This is a genomic window from Thioalkalivibrio sp. ALgr3, assembly GCF_000377325.1.
GTDB lineage: Bacteria > Pseudomonadota > Gammaproteobacteria > Ectothiorhodospirales > Ectothiorhodospiraceae > Thioalkalivibrio.
Genome location: NZ_KB897983.1, coordinates 54,670 through 78,761 on the forward strand (window position 1 = coordinate 54,670; position 24,092 = coordinate 78,761).

The window sequence follows — 24,092 nt, forward strand, 5'->3', positions numbered from 1 at the left end:
TTCAGACGGTCTCGAGTTCGGGCACGGAAAGGGTGAGCGGTTGCCCGGCGATCCGGGCCACCAAGTCTAGCAACAGCCGCCGCGGGCTGCCGGATTCCTGCCCCTTGATCACCCGGTCCACGCGGGCGGCCAGGCACAGGATGTCACGCGCCCGCGCCACGTCCAGGCGTCCCGCCGCCAGGCGCAGGGCCTTTTGCTGGTCGCCGAAGCTGCCCTGGAAGGCGTCGCGGTCGTTCGCCCCGGCGGCCCGGCGTTCCAGGGCCTGCACCAGCAGCCGTGCATCGCGCGCCAGCGCCCACAGGATCAGCGGCTCGGGCTGACCTTCGTCCAGCAGACCCTCCAGCATGCGCAGGGCGCGGCCGGTCTCGCCGCGCAGGGCGGCCGCCGACAGGCCGAACAGATCGAAACGCGCGGCATCCGCGGTGGCCTCGGTCAGGATCTCCAGATCGATCTCCCGCACGCCCGCCAGCGACAGCTTTTCGATCTCCTGGCGCGCGGCCAGCAGATTCCCCTCCACCCGGGCGGCCAGCAGCTGCAGGGCCTCGTCGGTAATCCGCAACCCGTGGCGGGCCAGACGTTCGCGGATCCAGCCGCCCAGGCGATCCGGCGGTACCGGCCGTGCATGCACCACCACCGCGGCCGACTCCATGGCCTTGAACCAGGCGGCCCGGCGCATGTCGCGATCCGGGCGCGGCAGCTGCAGCAGCAGCACGATGTCGGGTTCCAGCGCCGCCGCGTACGCCTTCAGCCGTTCGCCGCCCTCACGCCCGGGCTTGCCGGTGGGCAGGCGCAGGTCGACCAGCGAGCGGCTGGCGAACAGCGAGCGGTCGCGCACCGCCGCGTCCAGCGCCGACCAGTCCGACTGCGCGGACAGATCCAGCACCGTGCGCTCGTCGAAGCCCTGCTCGCGCGCGGCGGCGCGGATCGCATCGGCGGCCTCGATGGTCTGCAGCGGTTCCTCGCCCAGCAGCATGTACAGCGGGGCCACGCCCTTCTGCAGCAGCGGGCCGAGGCGGGCCGGATCCACGGCAGCCATCTCAGTCACCGTCCTCGCGGGTCAGCGCCCGCACCCGACGCTGCAGCAGGGCGACCAGATCGCGGTTCATGGTGGCCCGCAGGTCCTCCTCGCGCTCCGAGCGGCTGAGCACGGCGGTCTCGTCATAGACGTAAGTGCGGGACGCACGCAGCGGTTCGAGATCCATCGCTTCACCATCGGCCGGGCGCAGGCGCACGCGCAGGCTGCGGGTCAGTTCGTACTCGCTGACCCGCGCCTGATCGGACACCGACAGCGCGCGCCGCGAATCATCCACCGAGCGGATCTCCAGGGTCGCGCCCCGCTCTTCCGGGCGCTCGTCCACGATCTCGATCCCGGAGGCACGCAGGCCCCGGGCCAGTTCCTGGTACAGGGAGTCGCGCGGCTGCAGGCCGCGGATCTCCACCGGGTCCAGTTCCGCCGGCCAGCCCCCGGTACCGCGCAGCTGGAACCCGCAGGCGGCCAGCGAGGCCGTCAGCACGAGCACCGCCAGCAGACGCGGCAGGAACCGGGTCATTGCGGCTTGACCACGAAATTCACCAGGCGTCCGGGGACCACGATCACCTTCACGATGCCCTGCCCCTCGAGATGGCGCTGGACGTTTTCGTCCTCCCGCGCGATGCGCTCCACGCTCTCGCGGTCCGCGCCGGCCGGTACCGCGATCTCCGCGCGGCGCTTGCCGTTGACCTGCACCGCCAGGGTCTCGCGGGCGGCCTGACGGGCGGCTTCGTCGACCTGCGGCCAGCGGGTATCGGCCACCAGCCCGTCATGGCCCAGCGCCTCCCACAGCACCTGGGTCACGTGCGGAATGATCGGGGCCAGCATGCGCACGATGCCTTCGAGCACCTCCTGGCGGACCGCGATGGCCCCCTCGGCATCCTCCGGCAGGCGTCCGAGTTCGTTCAGCAGCTCCATGTTCGCCGCCACCGCGGTATTGAAGGTCTGGCGCCGACCGATGTCGTCGGTGACCTTGGCGATGGTGTCGTGCAGCTTGCGCCGCAGCTCGGCCGCCGGTTCGGACAGGTTTTCGGGATCCAGCGGCGACGCCGCCGGGCCCCCGACATGTTCGCGCACCGCGCGCCACAGGCGGCGGATGAAGCGCTGCGCGCCCTCCACGCCCGAGTCCGACCATTCCAGCGACAGGTCCGGCGGGGCGGCGAACATGGTGAACAGCCGCGCGGTGTCGGCCCCGAAGCGCTCGATCAGCGCCTGCGGGTCCACGCCGTTGTTCTTCGACTTGGACATCTTCTCCATGCCGCCGATCGCCACCGGCTGCCCGTCTTCGCGATGGCGTGCGGCCTTCACCGAACCATCCTCGGCGCGCTCCAGTTCCACGTCGGCGGGGTTGATCCAGTCCTTCCCGCCATCGCCGCGCTCGCGGTAGAAGGTGGGCGCCACCACCATGCCCTGAGTCAGCAGCCGGGTGAACGGCTCGTCCGAGGCCACCAGCCCCTCGTCGCGCAGCAGCTTGTGGAAGAAGCGCGCATACAGCAGGTGCAGCACCGCATGCTCGATGCCGCCGACGTACTGATCCACCGGCAGCCAGTGGTCGGCGCGCTCGTCCAGCATCGCCGTGTCGTTGTCGGCGCAGGCATAGCGTGCGAAGTACCAGCTGGATTCGAAGAAGGTGTCGAAGGTGTCGGTCTCGCGCCGCGCCGGCTTGCCGCATTCCGGGCAGGTCGCCTCGAAGAACTCCGGCATGCGCGCCAGCGGCGAGCCCGCACCGTCCGGGATCACGTCCTCCGGCAGGCGCACCGGCAGGTCGGCTTCCGGCACCGGCACCGCCCCGCAGTCGTCGCAGTGGATCACCGGGATCGGGCAGCCCCAGTAGCGCTGGCGAGAGATGCCCCAGTCGCGCAGGCGGTAGTTGCGCCGGCGCCGGCCGAGCCCGGCCTGCTCCAGATGATCGGCGATCGCGGCCTTCGCGGCCTCCGAGTCCTGCCCGGTGAAATCGCCCGAGTTCACCAGCACGCCGGGCTCGGTGAAGGCCGCGGCCTGCACGTCGTACTCTGCGCCGTCGGCCGGGGCGATCACCTGGCGGATCGGCAGGCCGTATTTTGTGGCGAACTCGTGGTCGCGCTCGTCGTGTGCCGGCACCGCCATCACCGCGCCGGTGCCGTATTCCATCAGCACGAAGTTGGCGACCCACACCGGTATGTCTTCGCCGGTCAGCGGGTGGCGGGCGGTGAAGCCCAGCGGGCGGCCCTTCTTCTCCATCGTGGCCAGGTCCGCCTCGGCCACCCCGCCCTGGCCGCACTCGTCCACGAACCCAGCCAGTTCCGGATCGTTCTGCGCCAGCGCCTGCACCGTGGGATGCTCCGGCGCGAGCGCCATGTAGCTGACGCCGAACAGGGTGTCCGGGCGCGTGGTGAACACGTTCAGCGGCTCGCCGCCTTCCACCGCGAACTCCAGCTCCACGCCCTCGGAACGCCCGATCCAGTTCCGCTGCATGGTGCGCACCTGGTCCGGCCAGCCGTCGAGGTCGTCCAGCGCCTCCAGCAGCTCGTCGGCGTAGTCGGTGATGCGCAGGAACCACTGCGGCATCTCGCGACGCTCCACCGGCGCGCCGGAGCGCCAGCCGCGCCCCTCGATCACCTGCTCGTTGGCAAGCACGGTCTGATCCACCGGGTCCCAGTTCACGGTCGCCTTCTTGCGATAGACCAGTCCCTTTTTCAGCAGACGGACGAACAGCCACTGCTCCCAGCGGTAATAATCGGCATCGCAGGTCGCGAACTCGCGCGACCAGTCATAGGCAAAGCCCAGGCGCTGGAGCTGGGTGCGCATCTGCTCGATGTTCTGGCGCGTCCATGTCGCCGGCGGCACATTGTTCTGCATCGCCGCGTTCTCCGCCGGCAGGCCGAAGGCGTCCCAGCCCATCGGCTGCAGCACGCTCCTGCCCTGCATGCGCTGGAACCGCGCGATCACGTCGCCGATGGTGTAGTTGCGCACATGCCCCATGTGCAGCTTGCCCGACGGGTACGGGAACATCGACAGGCAGTAGAAGGGTTCTCCCGCGGCATCTTCCCGCGCCCGGAAACAGCCGGTCTCGTCCCAGCGACGCTGGACCTCGGTCTCCACCTGTTCCGGGGAATAATGCTCCTGCATGGGCCTCACCTGTGCTGTTTGCCGCCGCGAACGAAGAACCGCGCAGAATACCAGTCACCCCGCCCCCCTTCCAGACAGTCCCGGATCTGCCGAATGGTTCCGTCGCGCGCAACCGCAACGCCGCGCACGGCCATCTAGACTTCAGGATACATACCCTTGACGCATCGACCGATGCGAAGGAGGTGCAGCATGATCTCCCTGATCCAGCGCCGTTATCCGGACGACCTTTCCGAAATCCGCCCCCGCCACGGGTACGAGGAGGCGACGCCCGGCGTACGCCGGATCGAGGCCGGCCGCCCGCTGCGCTGGCTGAGTGCCGGCTGGAACGACCTGCGGCATGCCCCGGCCGGACTGCTGCACGGCCTGATGGTGACCGCGATCGGAGCCGTCATCATGGGTGTGCTCTGGTCCTGGCCGTGGGCCGGGGTCGCCGCCCTCACGGGCTTCCTTCTGGTCGGACCTGTCCTCGCCACCGGCCTCAACGGCCTGGCCCGGAGCATCGAACGGGGCGAGACCGTCGGCCTGCGCTCGGGCTTCGGCGCGCTGGAGGCAACCGGCGGTGCCATCTGGGCCTTCGCCGCCCTGCTGGCCTCGATCTTCCTGGCCTGGACCGCCTTCGTGTGGCTGTGGATGGGGGTCCTCAACGTCGGCCACGCCGGACTCCTGGGCCCGCTGCACGAGGCCCTTCCGGTCCTGCTGGGCAGCACCAGCGGACTGATCTCGCTGGCCGGCCTGGTCGTCGCCGGTGCCGCTCTCGCGGTCGTGGTTCTGGCGCTCTCGGTGGTCACGATCCCGACCCTGCTGGACCGCCGGACCGGACTCATGACGGCGATGGGCACCAGCCTGAAGGCCCTGCGCACCAGCCCGGCCGCCACCCTGATCTGGGCCGCGCTGATCACCGTTCTGTTCGCAGTCTCGGTGGCCACCGCTCTGCTGGCCCTGATCGTCGTGTTCCCCTGGCTGGGCTACGCCATGTGGCACGCCTACCGCGACCTGGTCGAACCCCCGGAGGAGGCGGCTCCGACGACCTGACGCAGGCCCCGTTACCGGCGCTCGCGGAGGCGTCGGCGGGTAACGGGGTATCACTCCACGGGGCGCACGCCCGGGCGGGGGCTGCGCCCCGTTCTGCATACGGGCGACAGGAAGACCCGGCCGCGCGCCCGTTTCGGGGCATGCTCGTGCTAACGTACCTCCGAGCACCGATCAATCCGGAGTGATGCCGATGAGCGACAAGAACAGGAATCCCGAGGGCGGGCAGGAAGAGGACCAGCATGAACGCGAATCGCGCCTGAGCGATGCCTACCACCGCATGCTGCACGAGGTCACCGAAGACCTCGAGAAACTGGAGGAACGCACCGGCAAGGCCATCAGCCAGGCGCTCGAGGGCGCACGCGACCGGGTACATAATGCCACCGACCTGACGCGCGAAGAGGCCCACGAGGTGATGGAGTACCTGCAGCGCGACCTGCAGGACCTGGGTGCCTACATCGATGCGCGCAGCGAGGACTGGCGCAGCTGGCTGCGCATCGACATCGGCCTGATCGAGGCCAGCATCAAGAACGCCCTCGAGCGCATCGCCGATCGCACCCGGGTGGAGATCACCGAGCTGACGGCCCGCGCGCAGGTGATGGGCGAGTGGCACACCGGCGAGATCACCGGCCCGGGCGAACTGGTCTGCAAGCACTGCGGCCACCCGCTGCACATGGAAAGGGTCGGCCGCATTCCGCCCTGCGCGCAGTGTCACCACACGGCGTTTCGCCGCGGACCGCCGCCGGAGGCCGACGCCGGCTGAGATCCGCGGTGCCGGGGCAGCCCGGGTCGAGTGAACCCGAGTCGAGCAGACCCGGGGCGGCGGTCAGTCCCGGTCTTCGGCGCCGGCCCGCCGCCGACCGACCGCCGCGCCCAGCACCACCAGCACCAGTGCGGCCAGCACCGCGGGTCCCTCGCCCATCGCCGCCGCCGGGGTGATGCCGCTGCGTGGCCGGATCTCGCCGTGCACGGTAGCCGGTTCGAACAGGGGCGAAGCGTCGATCAGCCGGCCGTCGAAGTCGATCAGCGCGGACACCCCGGTATTGGTCGCGCGCAGCATCGGACGTCCGGTCTCCACCGCCCGCACCCGCGCGATCTGCAGATGCTGGGCCGGGGCCAGGCTGTCGCCGAACCACGCATCGTTGGACACGTTGACCAGGAAGCCCGCCTCGGGCAGGGCAGCGCGGATGTGCCGGGCATAGGCCGACTCGTAGCAGATGCTCGCCCCGGCGGTGCGCCCCGCCAGCGTGATCCGACCGTCATCCTCCCCCCGGGCCAGATCGGACATCGGGATCATCAGCAGCCGGTCGAGCCAGGCCAGCTGCTCGCGCAGCGGGATGTACTCGCCGAACGGCACCAGCTGACGCTTGTGATAGGCCTCGCCGCCGGGATAGGTCAGGATCGCGTTATGGATATCCCCGTCGCGGTGACCGTCGAACAGCCCGGTCACCAGCTGCGCGTCCTCGCCCGGCAGCTCCGCGGCCACCTGTTCCAGCGCCCCGGCCACCTCGCCAGTCAGCGCGGGGATCGCGGTTTCCGGCCACACCACCAGATCCGCCGGCTCGGCCTGCGCGGTCAGCTCGCGGTACACCTCCAGCGAGTGCCGGATGCCGTCCGGGGCCCATTTGCGCTCCTGCTCGATGTTGCCCTGCACCAGCGTCGCGCTGACCGGCTCGCCGTCGGGCTCGGTCCACTGCAACGGCAGCAGGGCCGCGGAGACCACCACCACGCCCGCCACCAGACCCACGCCGATGCCGCGCGAACGCCGCCCGGCCGCCAGCACCAGTCCGGCGGCGATCAGTGCCACCATCAGGCTGGCCGCCAGCTCGCCACCCAGCGGCAGCCAGGACGCCAGCGGCGTCTCCAGCGTGGCATGGCCGAACAGCAGCCAGGGGAATCCGGAGAACAGCCAGGAACGTGCCAGTTCCAGCAGCACCAGCCCGCCGGCCACGGCCAGCAGGCCCTCCATTCGGTGCAGCGGCAGAAAGCGCGCGGCCAGCGCACTCAACAATGCCGGGTACAGCGCCATCACCAGCACGAAGGCCACCGTGATCACGCTGGCGACCACCAGCGGGGCCTGGCCGAACACCAGCAGACTGTTGAAGATCCAGGACGTGCCGGCGCCGAAGAATCCCAGGCCGAACAGCCAGCCGAACCACGCGGCACGCCGTGGCCGCCCCTGCACCCGCACCAGCAGCCCGAACCACACCGCCAGCGCCAGCGGCGCGGCGGTGAACAGCCCCACCGGCGCGAACGCCAGCACCGCGAACGCGCCGGCCAGCAAGGCCAACAGGCCACCGACCCGGCGGCCGGTCAGGTCGGGCAGTGGCAGGCCGCGCATCACGGGACCTCCGTGCCGGATTCGCCGGGGCCGGACGACGCCGCCGGCCCTGCGGCGGGCTCGGCCAGACGCATCTCCACCAGGTGCAGCCGGCGATTGTCCGCACGCAGCACGCGAAACTGCATGCCATCCAGCTGCAGGGTCTCGCCGCGGTGCGGCACATGGGCAAAATGCGACAGCAGCAGCCCGCCCACGGTGTCGAAGGCATCCTCGTCGTAGGCCGTCTGGAAATAGGCGTTGAATTCGTCCAGCGGGGTCAGCGCCTTGATGGTGTAGCGACCGCCGGGGTGCTGCATGATCTGGGTCAGATAGTCCTCGACATCGTGCTCGTCCTCGATCTCGCCGACGATCTGCTCCAGCACGTCCTCGATGGTCACCAGCCCGGCCACCCCGCCGTACTCATCGACCACGATGGCCATGTGATTGCGGCTCAGGCGGAATTCCTTCAGCAGTACGTTCAGGCGCTTGCTCTCGGGCACGAACACCGCCGGGCGCAGGATCTCCTGCATGTCGAAGGCCGCGTCGTCCGGATCCCCGAAGAACCGCAGCAGGTCCTTGGCCAGCAGGATCCCGACCACCTCGTCGCGATGGTCGCCAACCACCGGCAGGCGCGAATGGGCCGACGCCACCACGTCGGGCAGGAATTCCGACAGCGGGGCATCGCGCCGCACTACTTCCATCTGCGCACGCGGGATCATGATGTCGCGCACCTGCATGTCGGCGACATTGAGCACGCCCTCCAGCATGGTCAGCGCCTCGGGATCCAGCAGCTCGCGTTCCTGCGCCCCGCGCAGGGTCTCGACCAGCTCCCGCCGGCTGCGCGGTTCGCGCCGCAGACGGCGCAGCAGCGGCTCCAGCAGGCGCCGCCACAGCGACAACCCGCCAGTGGCGGCCCCGGGCTCAGGCGCCATGAACACTCCGTGCGCCGGCCGCGCACCGGGTCTCCGGCACGCGGTACGGGTCCGCAAGTCCGAGGCCGGCCAGGATCGCGGTTTCCAGGGCCTCCATCTCGGCCGCCTCGTCAGCGTCCTGATGATCGAAGCCCTGCAGATGCAGCATCCCGTGCACCACCATGTGGGTGTAATGGTCGGCCACCGGCTTGCCCTGCTCGCGCGCTTCGCGCTGCAGCACCGGATCGCACAGCACGATATCGCCGAGACCGCCCGGGCCGGCCTCCGGCGGGAGCGGCATGTCCTCCGGCACCGGGAACGACAGCACGTTGGTGGCCCGGTCACGACCACGAAAGGCCCGGTTCAGCTCGCGCCCCTCGTCGGCATCCACGATCCGCAGGGTCACGCCGGTCGCGGCCTCGCCGCGCCAGGCCGCGCGGGCGGCGGCATGCAGACGCCGCGCCGCGGGCACTCCGGCCCGCGGGACGGCATACTGCACCGCGACCTCAAGCGTCATCGCCACGCTCCTCTTCGTGGGCATCGTAGGCCTGCACGATGCGCTGCACCAGCGGATGGCGGACCACGTCCTCGCCGCGGAAGTGGTGGATGCCGACGCCCTCCACGCCCTCGAGGATGCGGATCGCATGCCACAACCCGGATTTCTGCCCGCGCGGCAGGTCCACCTGGGTCACATCGCCGTTGACCACGGCGGTCGAGCCGAAGCCAATGCGGGTCAGGAACATCTTCATCTGCTCGACGGTGGTGTTCTGCGCCTCGTCGAGGATGATGAAGGCCTCGTTCAGGGTGCGTCCGCGCATGTAGGCCAGCGGCGCGACCTCGATCACCTGGCGTTCCATCAGACGCGCGGTCTGGTCGAATCCCATCAGCTCGTACAGGGCGTCGTACATCGGCCGCAGGTAGGGATCGATCTTCTGCGCCAGGTCGCCGGGCAGGAATCCCAGGCGCTCGCCGGCCTCCACCGCGGGGCGCACCAGTACCAGGCGCTGGACGCGGTCCTGCTCCAGCGCGGCCACCGCCGCGGCCACCGCGAGGAAGGTCTTGCCAGTGCCTGCCGGGCCGATGCCGAAGGTCAGGTCGTTGCGACCGATCCCGGCGATATACCGCGACTGGCGCGGACCGCGCCCGCGGATCGCGGCACGTTTCAGCCGCAGCACCGGATCGGGTGTGTCGGATGAGCTGTCGGCCAGGGCCTCGACATTGGCTTCCTGCAGGGCGGTGTGGACCTGCTCCAGGGAGACCGGCTCCTCCTGCGCCATGCGATGCAGATCGTGGATCAGCGCACCGGCGGCATCCACCGCGGCGCTGGGCCCGGTGAGGTTGAAGCGCGGCCCCCGGTTGTGGACGGCGACGCCCAGGCGGTTCTCGATCAGACGCAGGTGGGCATCCAGCGGACCGGACAGGCGTGCCAGGGTCTCCTGGTCGCCCGGTTCCAGGGTGAAATCCAGTCGGTTTGCCATGCCGGGTTCAGGCGGTCGCGGCGGCGGCAACGGGTTCGACCACCCGGCGCCCGCGCAGGGAGTGGGCAAGGGCCTCGGTGATCTCCACCGGCACCATCTGCCCGATCAGGGACGGGTCGGCGGGGAAATTCACGATGCGGTTGTTGGCGGTGCGCCCGGCCAGCTCGTCCGGATTGCGCTTCGCCGGGCCCTCCACCAGTACCGGCTCGATCCCCCCCACCATGGACTCGTTGCGCTCGCGGCCGTGGCGTTCGATGACGGCCTGCAGCTCCGCCAGCCGTGCCTTCTTCACCGCCATGGGGACGTCGTCGGGCAGCGAAGCCGCCGGCGTGCCCGGACGCGCACTGTAGATAAAGCTGAAGGAAAAATCGAAGTGCAGTTCCTCGATCAGGTCCATGGTCGCCCGGTGATCGGCGTCGGTCTCGCCGGGGAAACCGACGATGAAATCCGACGACAGATCCAGGTCCGGGCGCGCCTCGCGCAGGCGACGGATCTTCGCCTTGTACTCGAGGATGGTGTGCCCGCGCTTCATCTGCGCCAGGATCCGGTCGGAGCCGCTCTGCACCGGCAGATGCAGGTGGCTGACCAGCTTGGGTTCGTCGGCGAAGGCCTGGATCAGAGAGTCGGAGAACTCTACCGGATGCGAGGTGGTGAAGCGGATGCGCTCGATCCCGTCCACCGCCGCCACGTAGTGGATCAGCAGCGCAAGATCGGCCGTGTCGCCGTCCTCCATCGGACCGCGATAGGCATTGACGTTCTGCCCCAGCAGGTTGATCTCCTTCACCCCCTGCTCGGCCAGCGCCACCACCTCGGCGATCACGTCGTCGAAGGGGCGCGAGATCTCGTCACCGCGGGTATAGGGCACCACGCAGAACGAACAGTACTTGGAACAGCCCTCCATCACCGAGACGAAGGCCGTGGGGCCCTCGGCCTGCGGTTCGGGCAGGCGGTCGAACTTCTCGATCTCGGGGAACGAGATGTCCACCACCGGGGCCCGCGCCCGCTGCGCCTCGCGGATCATCTCCGGCAGGCGGTGCAGGGTCTGCGGCCCGAACACCAGATCCACGTACGGCGCGCGCTGACGCAGGGCCTCGCCCTCCTGACTCGCCACACAGCCGCCGACCCCGATCACCATCCCCGGCCGGCGCTCCTTGATCGCGCGCCAGCGGCCCAGCAGCGAGAAGACCTTCTCCTGGGCCTTCTCGCGGATCGAACAGGTGTTCAGCAGCAGGACATCGGCCTGTTCGGGATCCTCGGTACGCTCCGCGCCGCCGTCCGCCTTCAGGGCGTCCAGCATGCGGTCGGAGTCGTACTCGTTCATCTGACAGCCGTGGGTCTGGATGTAGATCTTGCGGGTCATTGCGTGTCGGCCACCTCAGCTGATGTGCCTTTTAGAACGGGACGTCATCGTCATCGAAGGAGCCGCCCGGACCGGACGACGGGGAGGACGAACCGCCCCCGAAGCCGTCGCCACCGCCACCGGGGCCCGGGTCGTAACCGCCGCCGTAGCCACCACCGGCAGCAGCGGCACCGCCGGCGCCACCGCCTCCGCCGCGTCCACCGACCAGCTGCATGTCACTGGCGACGATCTCGGTGGTATAGCGATCCTGACCGTCCTGCCCCTGCCACTTGCGGGTCTGGATCCGGCCCTCGATGTACACCTGGGAGCCCTTGGACAGATACTGCGCGGCGATGTCGGCCAGACGGCCGAACATCACGACCCGGTGCCATTCGGTGTTTTCGCGCCGCTCCCCGCTCTGCTTGTCGGTCCACTGCTCCGTGGTGGCCACGCGGAAGTTGGTGACGGTCGCCCCGCCGGGCGTTTCGCGCTTTTCGGGGTCGGCACCGAGGTTGCCGAGAATGATCGCCTTGTTGACTCCGCGGGCCATGGGAACTCCTTGTGTCGGGCACGGGTTAATCGAGTCGATAGTGTAGCAGGCGCTGACGGGCGCAACAGAACCCGCCCGCGTGACGCGGGTCGCCGCGCGGCGCGAGCGCGGGCTTCACCCGGCCGGACCGCGCTCCAGGCGTTCCCGCAGCGATCCGTCCGCCTGCACATCGGGATGCAGACGCACATAAACCGAGCCTGCATCCGGCGACAGCGCGACCTCGGCCACGCCGGGACAGCCGCGCAGTTCACTCAGCAGCCTCCCCGGCTGCCCCTCCCAGACCGTCGGCACCGCGAGCGTCCGGGTCACGTAATGCTCCGGGCTGCCCCCGCGAGCCAGCAAGAGCCAGATCACCAGCGCCGGCACACTGGCCAGCAGGACCGTCACGGGCCCGCCCAGACCCAGCAGCACCCCGCCCAGCGCGCCACCGGCAAAGATCCCGAGGAACTGGGCGGTCGCGAACCCGCCCATCGCGGTGCCCTTGTGGGCCAGCGGGGCCGCGCGCGACACCATCGCGGGCAACCCCGCCTCCAGCAGGTTGAAGGCCGCGAAAAAGCCGACCATCAACAGCGCCAGCCACCAAACGCCGCCGTCAAGATGGAAAGCCAGGGCCAGGCCGGTCTGCACGAGCACCAGCAGGGCAATCGCCAGCAGCAGCACGCCGTGCATGCGCCTGCGCCGCTCGCCGAGGATGACCCCCGGCAGCATCAACGCAAAGCCGGCCAGCAACACCGGCAGGTAGAAGGCCCAGTGTTCGGCCGCCGGCAGGCCGGCCCCCGCCACCAGGTACGTCGGCAGCACCAGAAAATTGGCCGCCAGCACCAGATGCAGGATGAAGATCCCGGCATTGAGCCGCGCGAGCTCCGGGTCCGCCAGCACCCGCGGCAGCATGCCCCATTGCGGGACCATGTCCGGATGCTGGCGCGTTCGACCCGGCGACGGGACCCACAACAGGAGGATCAGCAGTGCCAGCACCCCCAGCCCCGCCGCAACCAGGAAAATGCCGGAAAGACCGACGCCGCGATCGAGCAGCGGCCCCAGTGCCATCGAGACGGTGAACGTGAGCCCGATGGTCAGGCCGATCACCGCCAGCGCCCGGGTCCGGCGTTCCTCGGCGATCAGGTCGGCGGTCAGCGCCAGCACCACCGCGGCAACCGCACCCGCTCCCTGCAGGGCCCGGCCAAGGATGATCCCGTGGATGTCCTCCGCCAGTCCCGCCACCAGGCTGCCGAGCACGAACAGGCCCAGGCCGGCCGCGATGAGCGGCTTGCGGCCGAGGCGATCGGAGAGCAGACCGAACGGAATCTGCAGGGCCGCCTGGGTCAGGCCGTAGATCCCCAGCGCCAGCCCGGCGAGCAGCGGCGTGGCACCCGGGATATCGTCGGCGTGCAGCATGAACACCGGCAGGATCAGGAACAGGCCGGCCATGCGCACGCCGTAGATGGCCGCCAGTCCGGAGGTGGCTCGCAACTCGCGGGCATTCATGTGGTCAGGACTCCTGAATGGCACGCCGGTGAACGAACGCGGACGGGAGTCTACCAGAGCCCCGGGCCTCCGGCGGGCCGTGACCGGGTGTTACCATGGCCGGCTGGCAGCCGCCGGCTGCCCTTCCCAACGACTCCGGAGTATCCGTCGTCCCATGATGCAGAACATCCAGATCCGCGGCGCCCGCACCCACAACCTCAAGGACCTGCATATCGAACTGCCGCGCGAGCGGCTGATCGTGATCACCGGGGTCTCGGGGTCGGGCAAGTCGTCGCTGGCCTTCGACACCCTGTTCGCCGAAGGCCAGCGACGCTACGTCGAGAGCCTGTCGACCTACGCGCGGCAGTTCCTGTCGATGATGGAAAAACCCGATGTCGACCAGATCGACGGTCTGTCCCCGGCGATCTCGATCGAGCAGAAAAGCACCTCCCACAACCCCCGCTCGACCGTCGGCACCATCACCGAGATCTATGACTACCTGCGCCTGCTGTTCGCCCGCGCCGGCGAGCCGCGCTGTCCGGATCACGGCGAGACCCTGGCCGCACAGACCATCTCGCAGATGGTCGACCAGGTACTGGAGATGCCCGAAGGCGAAAAGCTGATGCTGCTGGCGCCGGTGGTGCGCGACCGCAAGGGCGAACACCACAAGCTGCTGGAATCCATGCGTGCCCACGGGTATCTGCGTGCGCGCATCAACGGCGAGATCCACGAACTGGACGCCCTGCCCGAGCTGGACCCCAAACGCAAGCACAACATCGAGATCGTCATCGACCGCTTCAAGGTCCGCGAGGACCTGCGGCAGCGCCTGGCCGAATCCTTCGAGACCGCGACCGAGCTAGCCGACGGCCTGGCGCTGGTCGCCTGGATGGACGAGCCGGAACGCGAACCGATGACCTTCTCGGCCCGCTTCGCCTGCCCGGTGTGCGGCTATGCGCTGCGCGAACTGGAACCGCGCCTGTTCTCCTTCAACAATCCCGCCGGTGCCTGCCCCACCTGTGACGGCCTGGGCGTGCATCAGTACTTCGACCCCGAGCGTGTGGTCGCCCAGCCCGAGGTCAGCCTGGCCGGTGGCGCGGTTCGCGGCTGGGATCGCCGCAACGCCTGGTACTTCAGCCTCCTGAACAGCCTGGCCCGCCACTACGGCTTCGATGTGGAGACGCCGTGGAAGGACCTGCCGGCGGAGGTCCGGGCCGTGATCCTGCACGGCTCCGGTGCCGAGGAGATCCCCCTGAGCACCCCGGCCGCGAACGGGCGCCTGCGCACCGACCACCGGGTCTTCGAGGGCATCATCCCCAACCTCGAACGGCGTTATCGCGAGACCGATTCGGCGGCCGTGCGCGAGGAACTGGGGCGCTATCTCAACGAGCAGCCCTGCCCCTCGTGCCATGGCACGCGTCTCAATGCCGCCGCTCGCAACGTGTTCGTCAAGGGCCACACCCTGCCGGAGATCACGCACATGAGCGTCGCCGGCGCCCAGGCCTTCTTCGACGACCTCGAGCTGCCGGGGCGTTTCGCACGCATCGCGGAAAAAATCGTCCGCGAGATCGCCGCCCGGCTCGGTTTCCTGGTGGATGTCGGTCTGGACTACCTGACGCTGGATCGTTCCGCCGAAACCCTCTCCGGTGGCGAGGCCCAGCGCATCCGCCTGGCGTCGCAGATCGGCTCGGCACTGGTCGGCGTGATGTACATCCTCGACGAACCCTCCATCGGCCTGCACCAGCGGGACAACGCGCGCCTGCTCAACACCCTGGCCAGCCTGCGCGACCTCGGCAACACGGTCATCGTGGTGGAGCATGACGAGGACGCCATCCGCGAAGCCGATCATGTCCTCGACATCGGGCCCGGGGCCGGCCGCCATGGCGGCGAAGTCGTGGCCGCGGGCACGCCGGCCGAGATCGCCGCCAGCGAAGATTCCCTGACCGGCGCCTACCTCTCCGGGCGGCGCAGTATCGCGATCCCCGAACAGCGCCACGCCGCCGACCCGGACCATACGCTTCGGGTTCGCGGCGCGCGCGGCAACAATCTGCGCGGCGGCGACTTTGAATTCCCGCTGGGGCTGTTCACCTGCGTGACCGGGGTCTCCGGCTCCGGAAAGTCCACCCTTGTCAATGCCACCCTGTATCCCGCCGCCGCCAACACCCTGCACAACGCGCGGCATCCGGTCGCCGAACACGACCGCATCGAAGGGCTCGAACGGATCGACAAGGTGGTCGACATCGACCAGAGCCCGATCGGCCGCACGCCACGATCCAACCCCGCGACCTACACCGGCCTGTTCACCCCCATCCGGGAGCTGTTCGCCGCCACCGCCGAGGCCCGTTCACGCGGTTACAAGCCCGGCCGGTTTTCCTTCAACGTGCGCGGGGGCCGCTGCGAGGCCTGCCAGGGTGATGGCGTCATCAAGGTCGAGATGCATTTCCTCCCCGACGTCTACGTGCCCTGCGACGTATGCCGCGGCCAGCGCTACAACCGCGAGACCCTCGAGGTTCGTTACAAGGGGAAGAACATCCACGAAGTCCTGGAGATGACCGTCGAAGAAGCGCTGGACTTCTTCCAGCCGGTCCCCGTCATCCATCGCAAGCTCGAAATGCTGATGGAGGTCGGGCTTTCCTACATCCAGCTCGGGCAGAACGCCACCACCCTCTCCGGCGGCGAAGCCCAGCGCATCAAGCTCGCCCGCGAACTGTCCAAACGCGACACCGGCAAGACGCTCTACATCCTCGACGAACCCACCACGGGTCTCCACTTCGAGGATATCGCCCAGCTGCTTCGCGTCCTGCATCGCCTGCGTGACCACGGCAACACCATCGTGGTCATCGAACACAACCTGGACGTCATCAAGACGGCCGACTGGCTGGTCGACATCGGACCCGAGGGCGGCAGCGGGGGCGGGCAGCTGATCGTCGCCGGAACACCCGAAACCGTCGCGGCCACGCCCGCCAGCCATACCGGCCACTTCCTCGGCCCGATGCTCGCCCCGTGGCCCGCTACCGAGGATGCCCCTGCCTGACGCGGACGGCGCAGACTCGAGCCGCGGACCAGACTACCCCCGGAAACGAAAAAGGCCGCCCCGAAGGGCGGCCTCTTCTCACAGCGACGGCCGACGTGGCGTCAGGCTGCCTCTTCCTCGTCCGGCATCGGACGGTCCACCAGCTCCACGTAGGCCATCGGCGCATTGTCTCCTGCGCGGAAGCCGCACTTGAGTATACGCAGATACCCCCCCGGACGTTCCTGGTACCGCGGGCCCAGCTGGGTAAACAGCTTGCCCACGGTTTCCTTGTCCCGCAGGCGGGAGAAGGCCTCGCGCCGCGCATGCACGCTGTCATTCTTCGACAGGGTGATCAACGGCTCGGCTACCCGGCGAAGCTCCTTCGCCTTGGGCAGCGTGGTCTTGATCAGTTCGTGCCGAAACAGCGCATTCGTCAGCGCCTGCATGGTGGCCTTGCGGTGCGAACTGTTGCGGCCGAGCTGCCGGCCGGAATGACGATGACGCATTGGACTATCCTCTGAATGCTATTGGCGTGTGACGCCCACTGATTACTCGTTCTCGTCCCGCAGACCCGGCGGCGGCCAGTTTTCCAGCCGCATGCCCAGGGACAGCCCGTGGGTCGCCAGCGTATCCTTGATCTCGGTCAGCGACTTCTTGCCGAGATTCGGGGCACGCAGCAGTTCCACTTCCGTACGCTGGACCAGATCACCGATGTAGTACAGGTTCTCGGCCTTCAGGCAGTTCGCCGAGCGCACCGTCAGCTCCAGCTCGTCCACCGGGCGCAGCAGCACCGGATCCACCGCGCTGGCACCACCGGTCGCGGTTTCGGCGGCCTCTTCCTGCAGATCGACGAACGGCGCAAGTTGCCCCTGAAGGATCGTCGCTGCCTGCCGAACGGCATCGTCCGGAGCGATGGCCCCGTTCGTTTCCAGCTCCAGCACCAGCCGATCCATGTCCGTACGCTGGGCCAGGCGGGCGCTTTCCACCCGATACGCCACACGCCGAATCGGACTGAACGTCGCGTCCAGCTGCAGACGACCAATCCCGGTCTCGTCCGTCTCCCCGCCACTCTGGCGCGCGGTGACCGGCTCGTAGCCTTCCCCCGTCCGCGCCGTCAGCGTCATGTCCAGCTCAACGTCCTTGTTGATGGTGGCGATTACGTGCTCCGGATTGACCACTTCCACGTCATGGTCCACCTGGATGTCCGCGGCGGTCACGGTACACGGCCCTTTTTTCTTCAGCGTGAGCGTCGACTCATCCCGCGCATGCATGCGCAGCGCCACACCCTTCAGGTTAAGCAGGATGTCCACGACGTCTTCCTGCACACCCTCAATGGTCGTGTACTCGTGCAGCACGCCCTCGATGCGGGCTTCGACGATCGCCGCACCCGGGATCGAAGACAGCAGCACCCGCCGCAGCGCATTGCCGAGCGTGTGCCCGAATCCCCGCTCCAGCGGCTCGAGCGCCACGCGCGACTGATTCCGCGCCTCGGACTCGACCTCGATCTGCTGCTTGTTGACCAGTTCGTTGGCTTGCATTGATGCTCCCGGCGAAATGCCCGCTGGCGGTTACTTCGAATAAAGCTCGACGACGAGCGACTCGTTGATGTCGGCCGGCAGATCCGCACGATCCGGCACCGCCTTGAAGGTGCCCTCGAACTTGCTGCTGTCGACCTCCACCCACTCGGGCAGACCGCTTTGCTCGGCCAGGGTCATCGAATCCTGGATCCGAACCTGCTTGCGGGCCTTCTCGCGAACACTGACGACATCCGCCGGCTGAACCTGATAGGCCGCCACGTTCACAACCCGGCCATTGACCAGAATCGCGCGATGCGCCACCAGCTGGCGCGCTTCGGAGCGCGTCGAGCCGAAGCCCATGCGATAGACCACGTTATCCAGACGGCCTTCGAGGAGCTTCAGGAGATTCTCGCCGGTCGAACCCTTTCGTTGCGCAGCCTTGTGGTAGTAGTTACGAAACTGCTTTTCCTGCACACCGTACGTCCGGCGCAGCTTCTGCTTCTCCCGCAGCTGGACCGCATAATCCGAAAGCCGCGTGCGGCGTTCGCCATGCTGCCCCGGCGGCTGATCCAGCTTGCACTTCGTCTCGAGTGCGCGCGCCCGGCTCTTCAGACCGAGATCGGCACCCTCGCGACGACTCAGTTTGCACTTCGGTCCAATATAACGACCCATAATTCGACTCCAGCCTCAGACGCGCCGCTTCTTGGGCGGCCGGCAACCATTGTGCGGGATCGGTGTCACGTCACTGATGTTCGTGATCTTGAAACCCGCGTTATTCAGCGCACGCACCGCCGACTCGCGCCCCGGCCCCGGGCCGCGGACCTCGACGTCCAGGTTCTTCACCCCGTGCTCCGCCGCCGCATTGCCGGCGCGCTCGGCCGCCACCTGCGCGGCAAAGGGCGTCGACTTGCGTGAACCGCGAAAGCCGGACCCCCCGGACGTCGCCCAGCTGATCGCATTGCCCTGGCGATCGGTGATGGTGATGATCGTGTTGTTGAACGTCGCATAGACATGCGCGACGCCCTCGGCGATGTTCTTGCGGACCTTTTTCTTGGTCCGGGTCTGCGCTTGTGCCATTAACCTGTATTCCCAGTCGTGTTACTTGCGAATCGGACGCCGCGGGCCCTTGCGGGTGCGCGCGTTGGTCTGCGTCTGCTGCCCGCGCAGCGGAAGGCCGCGACGATGGCGCACGCCCCGGTAGCAACCGAGATCCATCAGCCGCTTGATGTTCATGCTGATCTCGCGCCGCAGGTCCCCTTCAACCGGGAACTTGTCGACCTCGGCCCGCAGCGCATCCACCTCGGCATCGGTGAGATCCCTCACCTTCATCTCCGGACGCACCCCGGCGGAATCGCAGATATGCCGGGCACGCGTGGGACCAATGCCATAGATCGACGTCAGTGCGATCACCGTATGCTTCTGATCAGGAATATTGATTCCAGCGACGCGAGCCATCCAACTTCTCCATCAAGATTCGGCAAAGCCGACTATAGTATCAGCGTTTCGGTCAGCGGCCAAGCTCAGCCCTGGCGCTGCTTGTGACGGGCTTCCGTACAGATCACACGGACGGTCCCGTTGCGACGCACCACCTTGCAGTTGCGGCAAATCGGCTTAACGGATGCGCGTACCTTCATTTTCCTTCTCCTGTGCTAGCGGATCCCGGTCCCGCCGAAACCCTTGAGATTCGCCTTCTTCATCAGGCCTTCATACTGATGCGATACCAGGTGCGACTGCAGCTGCGCCATGAAGTCCATGACCACGATCACGATGATCAGCAGCGACGTACCGCCGAAGTAGAACGGCACGTTCCAGTACAGGATGAGGAACTCGGGCAGCAGACACACTGCGGTGATGTACACCGCGCCCACCGCGGTCAGCCGGGTCATCACCCCGTCAATGTAGCGTTCCGTCTGCACACCGGGACGGATCCCGGGGATGAACGCACCCTGTTTTTTCAGGTTCTCCGCCGTATCCCGCGAATTGAATACCAGCGCGGTATAGAAGAAACAGAAAAATATGATCGCCGCGGCATAAAAGCCCACGTACAACGGCTGTCCGGGCGCCAGCGTGGTCGAGATCTCCCGCAGCCAGTCCATCCCTTCGGCCTGTCCGAACCACTGACCCAGCGTCGACGGGAAGAGGATGATACTCGACGCGAAGATCGGCGGGATCACCCCCGCCATGTTCAGCTTCAACGGAAGGTGGGACGACTGTCCACCCACCATCTTGCGACCCACCTGCCGTTTGGCATAGTTGATCGTGATTCGCCGCTGGCCGCGCTCCACGAAGACCACGAACGCGGTCACCGCCAGGGCCAGGATCAGCAGGATCACCACGAAGGCAGCAGCCAGTTCGCCCGTCCGCGCCAGTTCCAGGGTTCCGCCAATCGCGCCCGGCAGCCCCGCCACGATCCCGGCGAAGATAATGATCGAAATGCCGTTGCCAATGCCCCGTTCCGTGATCTGTTCACCCAGCCACATGAGGAACAGCGTTCCCGTAACGAGCGACACAACCACCGTAAAGATGAAGATCGGACCCGGATTCAGCGCCATGGGCATGCCCTGTATGGTCTGCCCGTTCAGCGCGATACCGATCCCGATACTCTGAAACAGAGCCAGCACCACGGTGCCATACCGGGTGTACTGGGTGATCTTTCGGCGGCCGGCTTCCCCTTCCTTTTTCAGCTGCTGCAGAGACGGCACCACCGCGGCCAGAAGCTGCATGATGATGGCCGCCGAGATATACGGCATCACGCCAAGCGCGAAGACCGACAGTCGCTCCAGCGCACCACCGGAGAACATGTTGAACATGTCCAGGATGGTGCCGCTTTGCTGTTCAAAGAACTGCTGAACCGCGACCGGATTGATGCCCGGCACCGGAATGAACGTCCCGATCCGATAAACCACCAGCGCGCCCAGCACGAACAGCAGGCGTTTGCGCAACTCGGTGAAGCCGGTCAGTCCGCCTCCACCACCCGCTCGGGCTGCCGGTCCGCGCGCCATTATCAGACCTCGACGCTGCCGCCCGCGGCCTCGATCGCCGCGCGCGCACCCCTGGAGACCCGGACACCACGGACAGTGACCGCGCCGGACACCTCGCCCGAGGCAAAGATCTTCGCCGCACGCGCCTCAGCCGGGATCACACCCGCCTGCTTCAGCGTCTCCAGACTGACCTCGCCGCCAACGCGGTTCAGTTCGTTCAGGCGCACTTCGGCCGTTTCGGCCTGGCGACGCGAGCGGAAGCCGACCTTGGGCAGCCGACGCTGCAGGGGCATCTGGCCACCCTCAAAGCCGGTCTTGGTGAACCCGCCGGAGCGAGACTTCTGCCCTTTATGGCCACGTCCGCCGGTCTTTCCCAGGCCGGAGCCGATACCGCGACCGACCCGTTTCCCGGCCTTACGGGCACCCTGCGGACTCGCAATCTCATTCAGTCGCATTTCAGACTTCCTCTACGTCCAGGAGATAGCGCACCTTGCGCACCATCCCCAGATTCTCGGGCGTCGCCTCGATCACCGAGGTACTGTGCATCCTGCGCAGGCCGAGCCCCCGAACCGTCGCCTTGTGGCTGCGGATCCGATTCGCCGGACTGCGCACGAGTTTGACTTTGAGTTTGCTCATGATCAGCTCTTCACGTCTTCGACCGACTTGCCGCGTTTCGCCGCGATCAGTTCGGGCGAGTTCACCATGGCCAGTCCGTTGATTGTCGCCTGCACCACGTTGATGGGGTTGCGGGATCCGACACATTTCGCCAGCACGTTTTTGACGCCCGCGACCTCCAGGACCGCGCGCATCGCGCCACCGGCGATGATACCGGTACCCTCGGATGCCGGCTGCATGTAGACCTTCGCCGCCCCGTGGCGTCCGTTCACGGCGTAGTGCAGGGTGCCCTCCTGCAACGCCACATCCCGCATCTCGAGGCGCGCCTGTTGCATCGCCTTCTGAATCGCCTGCGGGACCTCGCGCGCCTTGCCATAACCGAAGCCGACACGGCCTTCGCCATCGCCCACCACGGTCAGCGCGGCGAACCGGAACTGCCGGCCGCCCTTGACGACCTTGGCGACTCGGTTGACGCCGATCAGCTTTTCCTGGAGCCCATCGGTGGCTTCACTTACATCATTACGTGCCATTGTTATCTCCGCTGGGTCCGTCTGCTAGAACTGGAGCCCGCCCTCGCGGGCAGCATCGGCCAGGGCTTTCACCCGACCATGGAAGCGGAAGCCGGAACGGTCGAATGCGACTTCCTGGATACCCGCCTGGCGCGCACGCTCGGCAATCTTCTGACCCACGCGCGCGGCAGCATCCGCATTCCCGGTGTAGGTACCCGCATCACGCAGGTCCTTCTCGACCGTGGAGGCCGCGGCCACCACATTGTCGCCATTGGGGGCGATGAGCTGTGCATACATGTGCCGCGGCGTGCGATGAATACAGAGACGGTGAACGCCCTGCTCGCGAATCTTGTACCGCGCCCGACGTGCCCGCTTGATTCTGGCCTGTTTCTTGTCCACTGGTGCCTACCTACTTCTTCTTGGCTTCTTTGCGCTGGATACGCTCGTCCTTGTACTTCACGCCCTTGCCCTTGTAGGGCTCCGGGGGACGCAGCGCGCGGATATCGGCGGCCACCTGGCCGACGCTCTGACGATCATGCCCCTGCACCGCGATTTCGGTGGGCGAACGCGCCTCGACGGTCACGCCCTCCGGAATCGAGAAGTCGATCGGATGTGAAAATCCGAGGGTCAGATTCAGGTTCTTGCCCTGAACCTGTGCCCGGTATCCGACCCCGACCAGCTCCAGCACGATTTCGAAGCCCTGGCTGACGCCATGGACATGATTGCCGAGCAGCGACCGAATGGTTCCGGCCATCGCGTAGGTCTTCGCCTTCTCGCTGGGCTGAACGGTCACGGTATTGTCCTCGACGGAGACCAGCACGGTCTCGGGGACGGAGAGGGAAATCTCCCCCTTGGGCCCCTTGACCGTGATGCGGTCGCCCTGCTGATCGAGGGACACCCCGTTGGGCAGCTCCAGCGGCAGATTTGCAATGCGAGACATCGAATCGTCCTCAGTAGATCTTGCAGAGCACTTCGCCGCCCTGACCGATCTCGCGTGCGGCGCGATCGCTCATCACGCCGCGCGGCGTGGAGATCACGGCCACACCCAGACCGGCATTGATGCGGGGCAGCTCGTTTTTGCCGCGGTAAATCCGCAGCCCCGGCCGCGAGATGCGCTGTACGGTTTCGATCACCGGCTGGCCCTGGAAATATTTCAGGGTGGCGATCAACACCTTGCGAGCACCTTCGCCTTCCGAGCGGTAATCGGCGATGAAGCCTTCGTCCGCGAACACACGCAGAATCGCTTCCTTGTTCTTGCTATACGGGATCGACACCTGCTCCTTGTCGGCACGCTGTGCATTGCGCAGCCGGGTGAGCATGTCGGCGATCGGATCGGTCATCATGGCGGTTTCTCCTTACCAGCTCGCCTTGCGCAGCCCCGGAATCTCGCCCTTCATGGCGTACTCGCGAAGCTTGTTTCGGCCCAGGCCAAACCGGCGATAGTAACCCTTCGGCCGACCGGTCACGGCACAGCGATTCTTCTGCCGCACGGGACTGGAGTCACGCGGCAGCTTCTGCAGCTTGTTCATCGCCTCCAGACGTTCCTCGCCAGACCGGTTCTCGTCGACGAGAATCGCCTTGAGTTCCTGCCGTTTCTCGGCGTGCTTCTTCGCCAGGCGTTCACGCTTACGCTCACGCTGGACCATCGATACCTTGGCCATTCCTCTTACCTCTTTACTGCCGGAAGGGGAAGTTGAAGGCCTCCAGGAGAGCCCGGGCTTCCGCGTCCGTCTTGGCGCTGGTCGTAATCGTAATGTCCATCCCCCGGAGGCGATCGACGCGGTCGTAATCGATCTCCGGAAAGATGATCTGTTCCTTCACCCCGAGGGTGTAATTACCGCGGCCGTCAAACGCCTTCGGGCTGAAGCCGCGGAAATCGCGCACACGAGGCAGCGCGATGTTGACCAGACGATCCAGAAACTCGTACATCTGGCGGCGCCGCAACGTCACCTTGCAGCCGATCGGATACCCGTCGCGGATCTTGAATCCGGCAATGGACTTGCGCGCCCGGGTCACGACCGGCTTCTGCCCCGCGATGGCGGTCATGTCACCCATCGCGTGCTCGATGATCTTCTTGTCAGCAACCGCGTCTCCAAGACCCATGTTCAGGGTGACCTTGGTGACCTGCGGGATCTCCATGACGTTGCCGTAACCGAACTGCTCCTGCAGGGCCGGCTTGATCCTGGACTCGTAATCTTCTTTCAAGCGTTCCATAAACCGATATTCCTGCA

The 24,092-nt window shown here is 67.3% G+C and carries 28 protein-coding genes; 3 read left to right on the plus strand and 25 right to left on the minus strand.

Annotation, left to right across the window (positions count from 1 at the left end):
* Nucleotide 1: 1 nt before the first annotated feature.
* Genes holA through leuS form a run of 3 tightly spaced genes read right to left on the minus strand, consistent with a single transcriptional unit; the run spans nt 2 to nt 4,138 of the window.
* The gene (gene holA / locus C998_RS0109585; protein WP_018870645.1) at nt 2-1,036 is read right to left on the minus strand and encodes a DNA polymerase III subunit delta; all 1,035 of its coding nucleotides are present in this window, start codon (nt 1,034-1,036) and stop codon (nt 2-4) included.
* 1 nt (nt 1,037) lies between these two features.
* Nucleotides 1,038-1,550: an LPS assembly lipoprotein LptE gene (gene lptE / locus C998_RS0109590; protein ID WP_018870646.1), complete on the minus strand. Its 513-nt coding sequence runs from the start codon at nt 1,548-1,550 to the stop codon at nt 1,038-1,040.
* Entirely contained in the window at nt 1,547-4,138 is a 2,592-nt protein-coding gene (gene leuS / locus C998_RS0109595) for a leucine--tRNA ligase (RefSeq protein ID WP_018870647.1), read from the minus strand. Before leuS ends, lptE begins: the two co-directional genes overlap by 4 nt.
* 189 nt (nt 4,139-4,327) lie before the next feature.
* On the opposite strand from leuS, the gene C998_RS0109600 reads away from it, so the two are divergent.
* Complete coding sequence (locus tag C998_RS0109600; RefSeq protein ID WP_018870648.1) at nt 4,328-5,170, plus strand: DUF2189 domain-containing protein; 843 nt, start codon at nt 4,328-4,330, stop codon at nt 5,168-5,170.
* 190 nt (nt 5,171-5,360) lie between these two features.
* A complete protein-coding gene (locus C998_RS0109605) occupies nt 5,361-5,930 on the plus strand; it encodes a zinc ribbon-containing protein (protein ID WP_018870649.1) in 570 nt (189 codons plus the stop codon).
* A gap of 63 nt (nt 5,931-5,993) precedes the next feature.
* On the opposite strand, the gene lnt is transcribed toward C998_RS0109605, so the two are convergent.
* From lnt to C998_RS0109640, 7 genes are all read right to left on the minus strand, one after another.
* Nucleotides 5,994-7,508: an apolipoprotein N-acyltransferase gene (gene lnt / locus C998_RS0109610; RefSeq protein WP_018870650.1), complete on the minus strand. Its 1,515-nt coding sequence runs from the start codon at nt 7,506-7,508 to the stop codon at nt 5,994-5,996.
* On the minus strand, nt 7,508-8,419 hold the full coding sequence (locus C998_RS0109615) for an HlyC/CorC family transporter (RefSeq protein WP_018870651.1): 912 nt from the start codon (nt 8,417-8,419) through the stop codon (nt 7,508-7,510). The genes lnt and C998_RS0109615 overlap by 1 nt, the downstream gene beginning before the upstream one ends.
* The gene (gene ybeY / locus C998_RS0109620) at nt 8,409-8,915 is read right to left on the minus strand and encodes an rRNA maturation RNase YbeY (protein ID WP_018870652.1); all 507 of its coding nucleotides are present in this window, start codon (nt 8,913-8,915) and stop codon (nt 8,409-8,411) included. The genes C998_RS0109615 and ybeY overlap by 11 nt, the downstream gene beginning before the upstream one ends.
* Nucleotides 8,905-9,876: a PhoH family protein gene (locus C998_RS0109625; RefSeq protein ID WP_018870653.1), complete on the minus strand. Its 972-nt coding sequence runs from the start codon at nt 9,874-9,876 to the stop codon at nt 8,905-8,907. The genes ybeY and C998_RS0109625 overlap by 11 nt, the downstream gene beginning before the upstream one ends.
* 7 nt (nt 9,877-9,883) lie before the next feature.
* Nucleotides 9,884-11,236, minus strand: a complete 1,353-nt coding sequence (miaB, locus tag C998_RS0109630; RefSeq protein WP_018870654.1) for a tRNA (N6-isopentenyl adenosine(37)-C2)-methylthiotransferase MiaB — start codon at nt 11,234-11,236, stop codon at nt 9,884-9,886.
* A 31-nt stretch (nt 11,237-11,267) separates the two neighbouring features.
* A complete protein-coding gene (gene ssb / locus C998_RS0109635) occupies nt 11,268-11,765 on the minus strand; it encodes a single-stranded DNA-binding protein (protein ID WP_018870655.1) in 498 nt (165 codons plus the stop codon).
* Nucleotides 11,766-11,879: 114 nt separating this feature from the next.
* Nucleotides 11,880-13,250, minus strand: coding sequence for an MFS transporter (locus C998_RS0109640; RefSeq protein ID WP_018870656.1), 1,371 nt, complete (start codon nt 13,248-13,250; stop codon nt 11,880-11,882).
* 157 nt (nt 13,251-13,407) lie between these two features.
* Between C998_RS0109640 and uvrA the strand changes: the two genes are divergently transcribed.
* A complete protein-coding gene (gene uvrA, locus C998_RS0109645; RefSeq protein WP_026279563.1) occupies nt 13,408-16,260 on the plus strand; it encodes an excinuclease ABC subunit UvrA in 2,853 nt (950 codons plus the stop codon).
* A 101-nt stretch (nt 16,261-16,361) separates the two neighbouring features.
* On the opposite strand, the gene rplQ is transcribed toward uvrA, so the two are convergent.
* From rplQ to rplE, 15 genes are all read right to left on the minus strand, one after another.
* Complete coding sequence (gene rplQ / locus C998_RS0109650; protein ID WP_018870658.1) at nt 16,362-16,745, minus strand: 50S ribosomal protein L17; 384 nt, start codon at nt 16,743-16,745, stop codon at nt 16,362-16,364.
* Between the two features lie 42 nt (nt 16,746-16,787).
* Nucleotides 16,788-17,777 carry a DNA-directed RNA polymerase subunit alpha gene (gene rpoA, locus C998_RS0109655; RefSeq protein ID WP_018870659.1) on the minus strand — a complete coding sequence of 330 codons (990 nt, stop codon included), beginning with the start codon at nt 17,775-17,777 and terminating at the stop codon, nt 16,788-16,790.
* A gap of 30 nt (nt 17,778-17,807) precedes the next feature.
* Entirely contained in the window at nt 17,808-18,428 is a 621-nt protein-coding gene (rpsD, locus tag C998_RS0109660) for a 30S ribosomal protein S4 (protein WP_018870660.1), read from the minus strand.
* Nucleotides 18,429-18,443: 15 nt separating this feature from the next.
* Nucleotides 18,444-18,833: a 30S ribosomal protein S11 gene (gene rpsK, locus C998_RS0109665; protein ID WP_018870661.1), complete on the minus strand. Its 390-nt coding sequence runs from the start codon at nt 18,831-18,833 to the stop codon at nt 18,444-18,446.
* Between the two features lie 21 nt (nt 18,834-18,854).
* Nucleotides 18,855-19,211, minus strand: a complete 357-nt coding sequence (gene rpsM, locus C998_RS0109670) for a 30S ribosomal protein S13 (protein WP_018870662.1) — start codon at nt 19,209-19,211, stop codon at nt 18,855-18,857.
* 65 nt (nt 19,212-19,276) lie between these two features.
* On the minus strand, nt 19,277-19,390 hold the full coding sequence (rpmJ, locus tag C998_RS14500; RefSeq protein WP_018935185.1) for a 50S ribosomal protein L36: 114 nt from the start codon (nt 19,388-19,390) through the stop codon (nt 19,277-19,279).
* Nucleotides 19,391-19,405: 15 nt separating this feature from the next.
* Nucleotides 19,406-20,758, minus strand: a complete 1,353-nt coding sequence (secY, locus tag C998_RS0109675; RefSeq protein WP_019590827.1) for a preprotein translocase subunit SecY — start codon at nt 20,756-20,758, stop codon at nt 19,406-19,408.
* A gap of 2 nt (nt 20,759-20,760) precedes the next feature.
* Nucleotides 20,761-21,192 (minus strand): 50S ribosomal protein L15, encoded by a 432-nt coding sequence (rplO, locus tag C998_RS0109680; RefSeq protein ID WP_018870664.1) that lies wholly within the window; start codon nt 21,190-21,192, stop codon nt 20,761-20,763.
* A gap of 1 nt (nt 21,193) precedes the next feature.
* Nucleotides 21,194-21,373, minus strand: a complete 180-nt coding sequence (gene rpmD / locus C998_RS0109685; protein WP_018870665.1) for a 50S ribosomal protein L30 — start codon at nt 21,371-21,373, stop codon at nt 21,194-21,196.
* Nucleotides 21,374-21,375: 2 nt separating this feature from the next.
* Nucleotides 21,376-21,882, minus strand: coding sequence for a 30S ribosomal protein S5 (gene rpsE, locus C998_RS0109690; protein ID WP_018870666.1), 507 nt, complete (start codon nt 21,880-21,882; stop codon nt 21,376-21,378).
* 24 nt (nt 21,883-21,906) lie between these two features.
* Nucleotides 21,907-22,260 carry a 50S ribosomal protein L18 gene (gene rplR / locus C998_RS0109695; RefSeq protein WP_018870667.1) on the minus strand — a complete coding sequence of 118 codons (354 nt, stop codon included), beginning with the start codon at nt 22,258-22,260 and terminating at the stop codon, nt 21,907-21,909.
* 10 nt (nt 22,261-22,270) lie between these two features.
* Complete coding sequence (gene rplF / locus C998_RS0109700; protein WP_018870668.1) at nt 22,271-22,801, minus strand: 50S ribosomal protein L6; 531 nt, start codon at nt 22,799-22,801, stop codon at nt 22,271-22,273.
* Between the two features lie 10 nt (nt 22,802-22,811).
* Complete coding sequence (rpsH, locus tag C998_RS0109705) at nt 22,812-23,204, minus strand: 30S ribosomal protein S8 (RefSeq protein WP_018870669.1); 393 nt, start codon at nt 23,202-23,204, stop codon at nt 22,812-22,814.
* A 12-nt stretch (nt 23,205-23,216) separates the two neighbouring features.
* The gene (rpsN, locus tag C998_RS0109710) at nt 23,217-23,522 is read right to left on the minus strand and encodes a 30S ribosomal protein S14 (protein WP_018870670.1); all 306 of its coding nucleotides are present in this window, start codon (nt 23,520-23,522) and stop codon (nt 23,217-23,219) included.
* Nucleotides 23,523-23,535: 13 nt separating this feature from the next.
* Nucleotides 23,536-24,075 carry a 50S ribosomal protein L5 gene (gene rplE / locus C998_RS0109715; protein ID WP_018870671.1) on the minus strand — a complete coding sequence of 180 codons (540 nt, stop codon included), beginning with the start codon at nt 24,073-24,075 and terminating at the stop codon, nt 23,536-23,538.
* Nucleotides 24,076-24,092 lie beyond the last annotated feature (17 nt).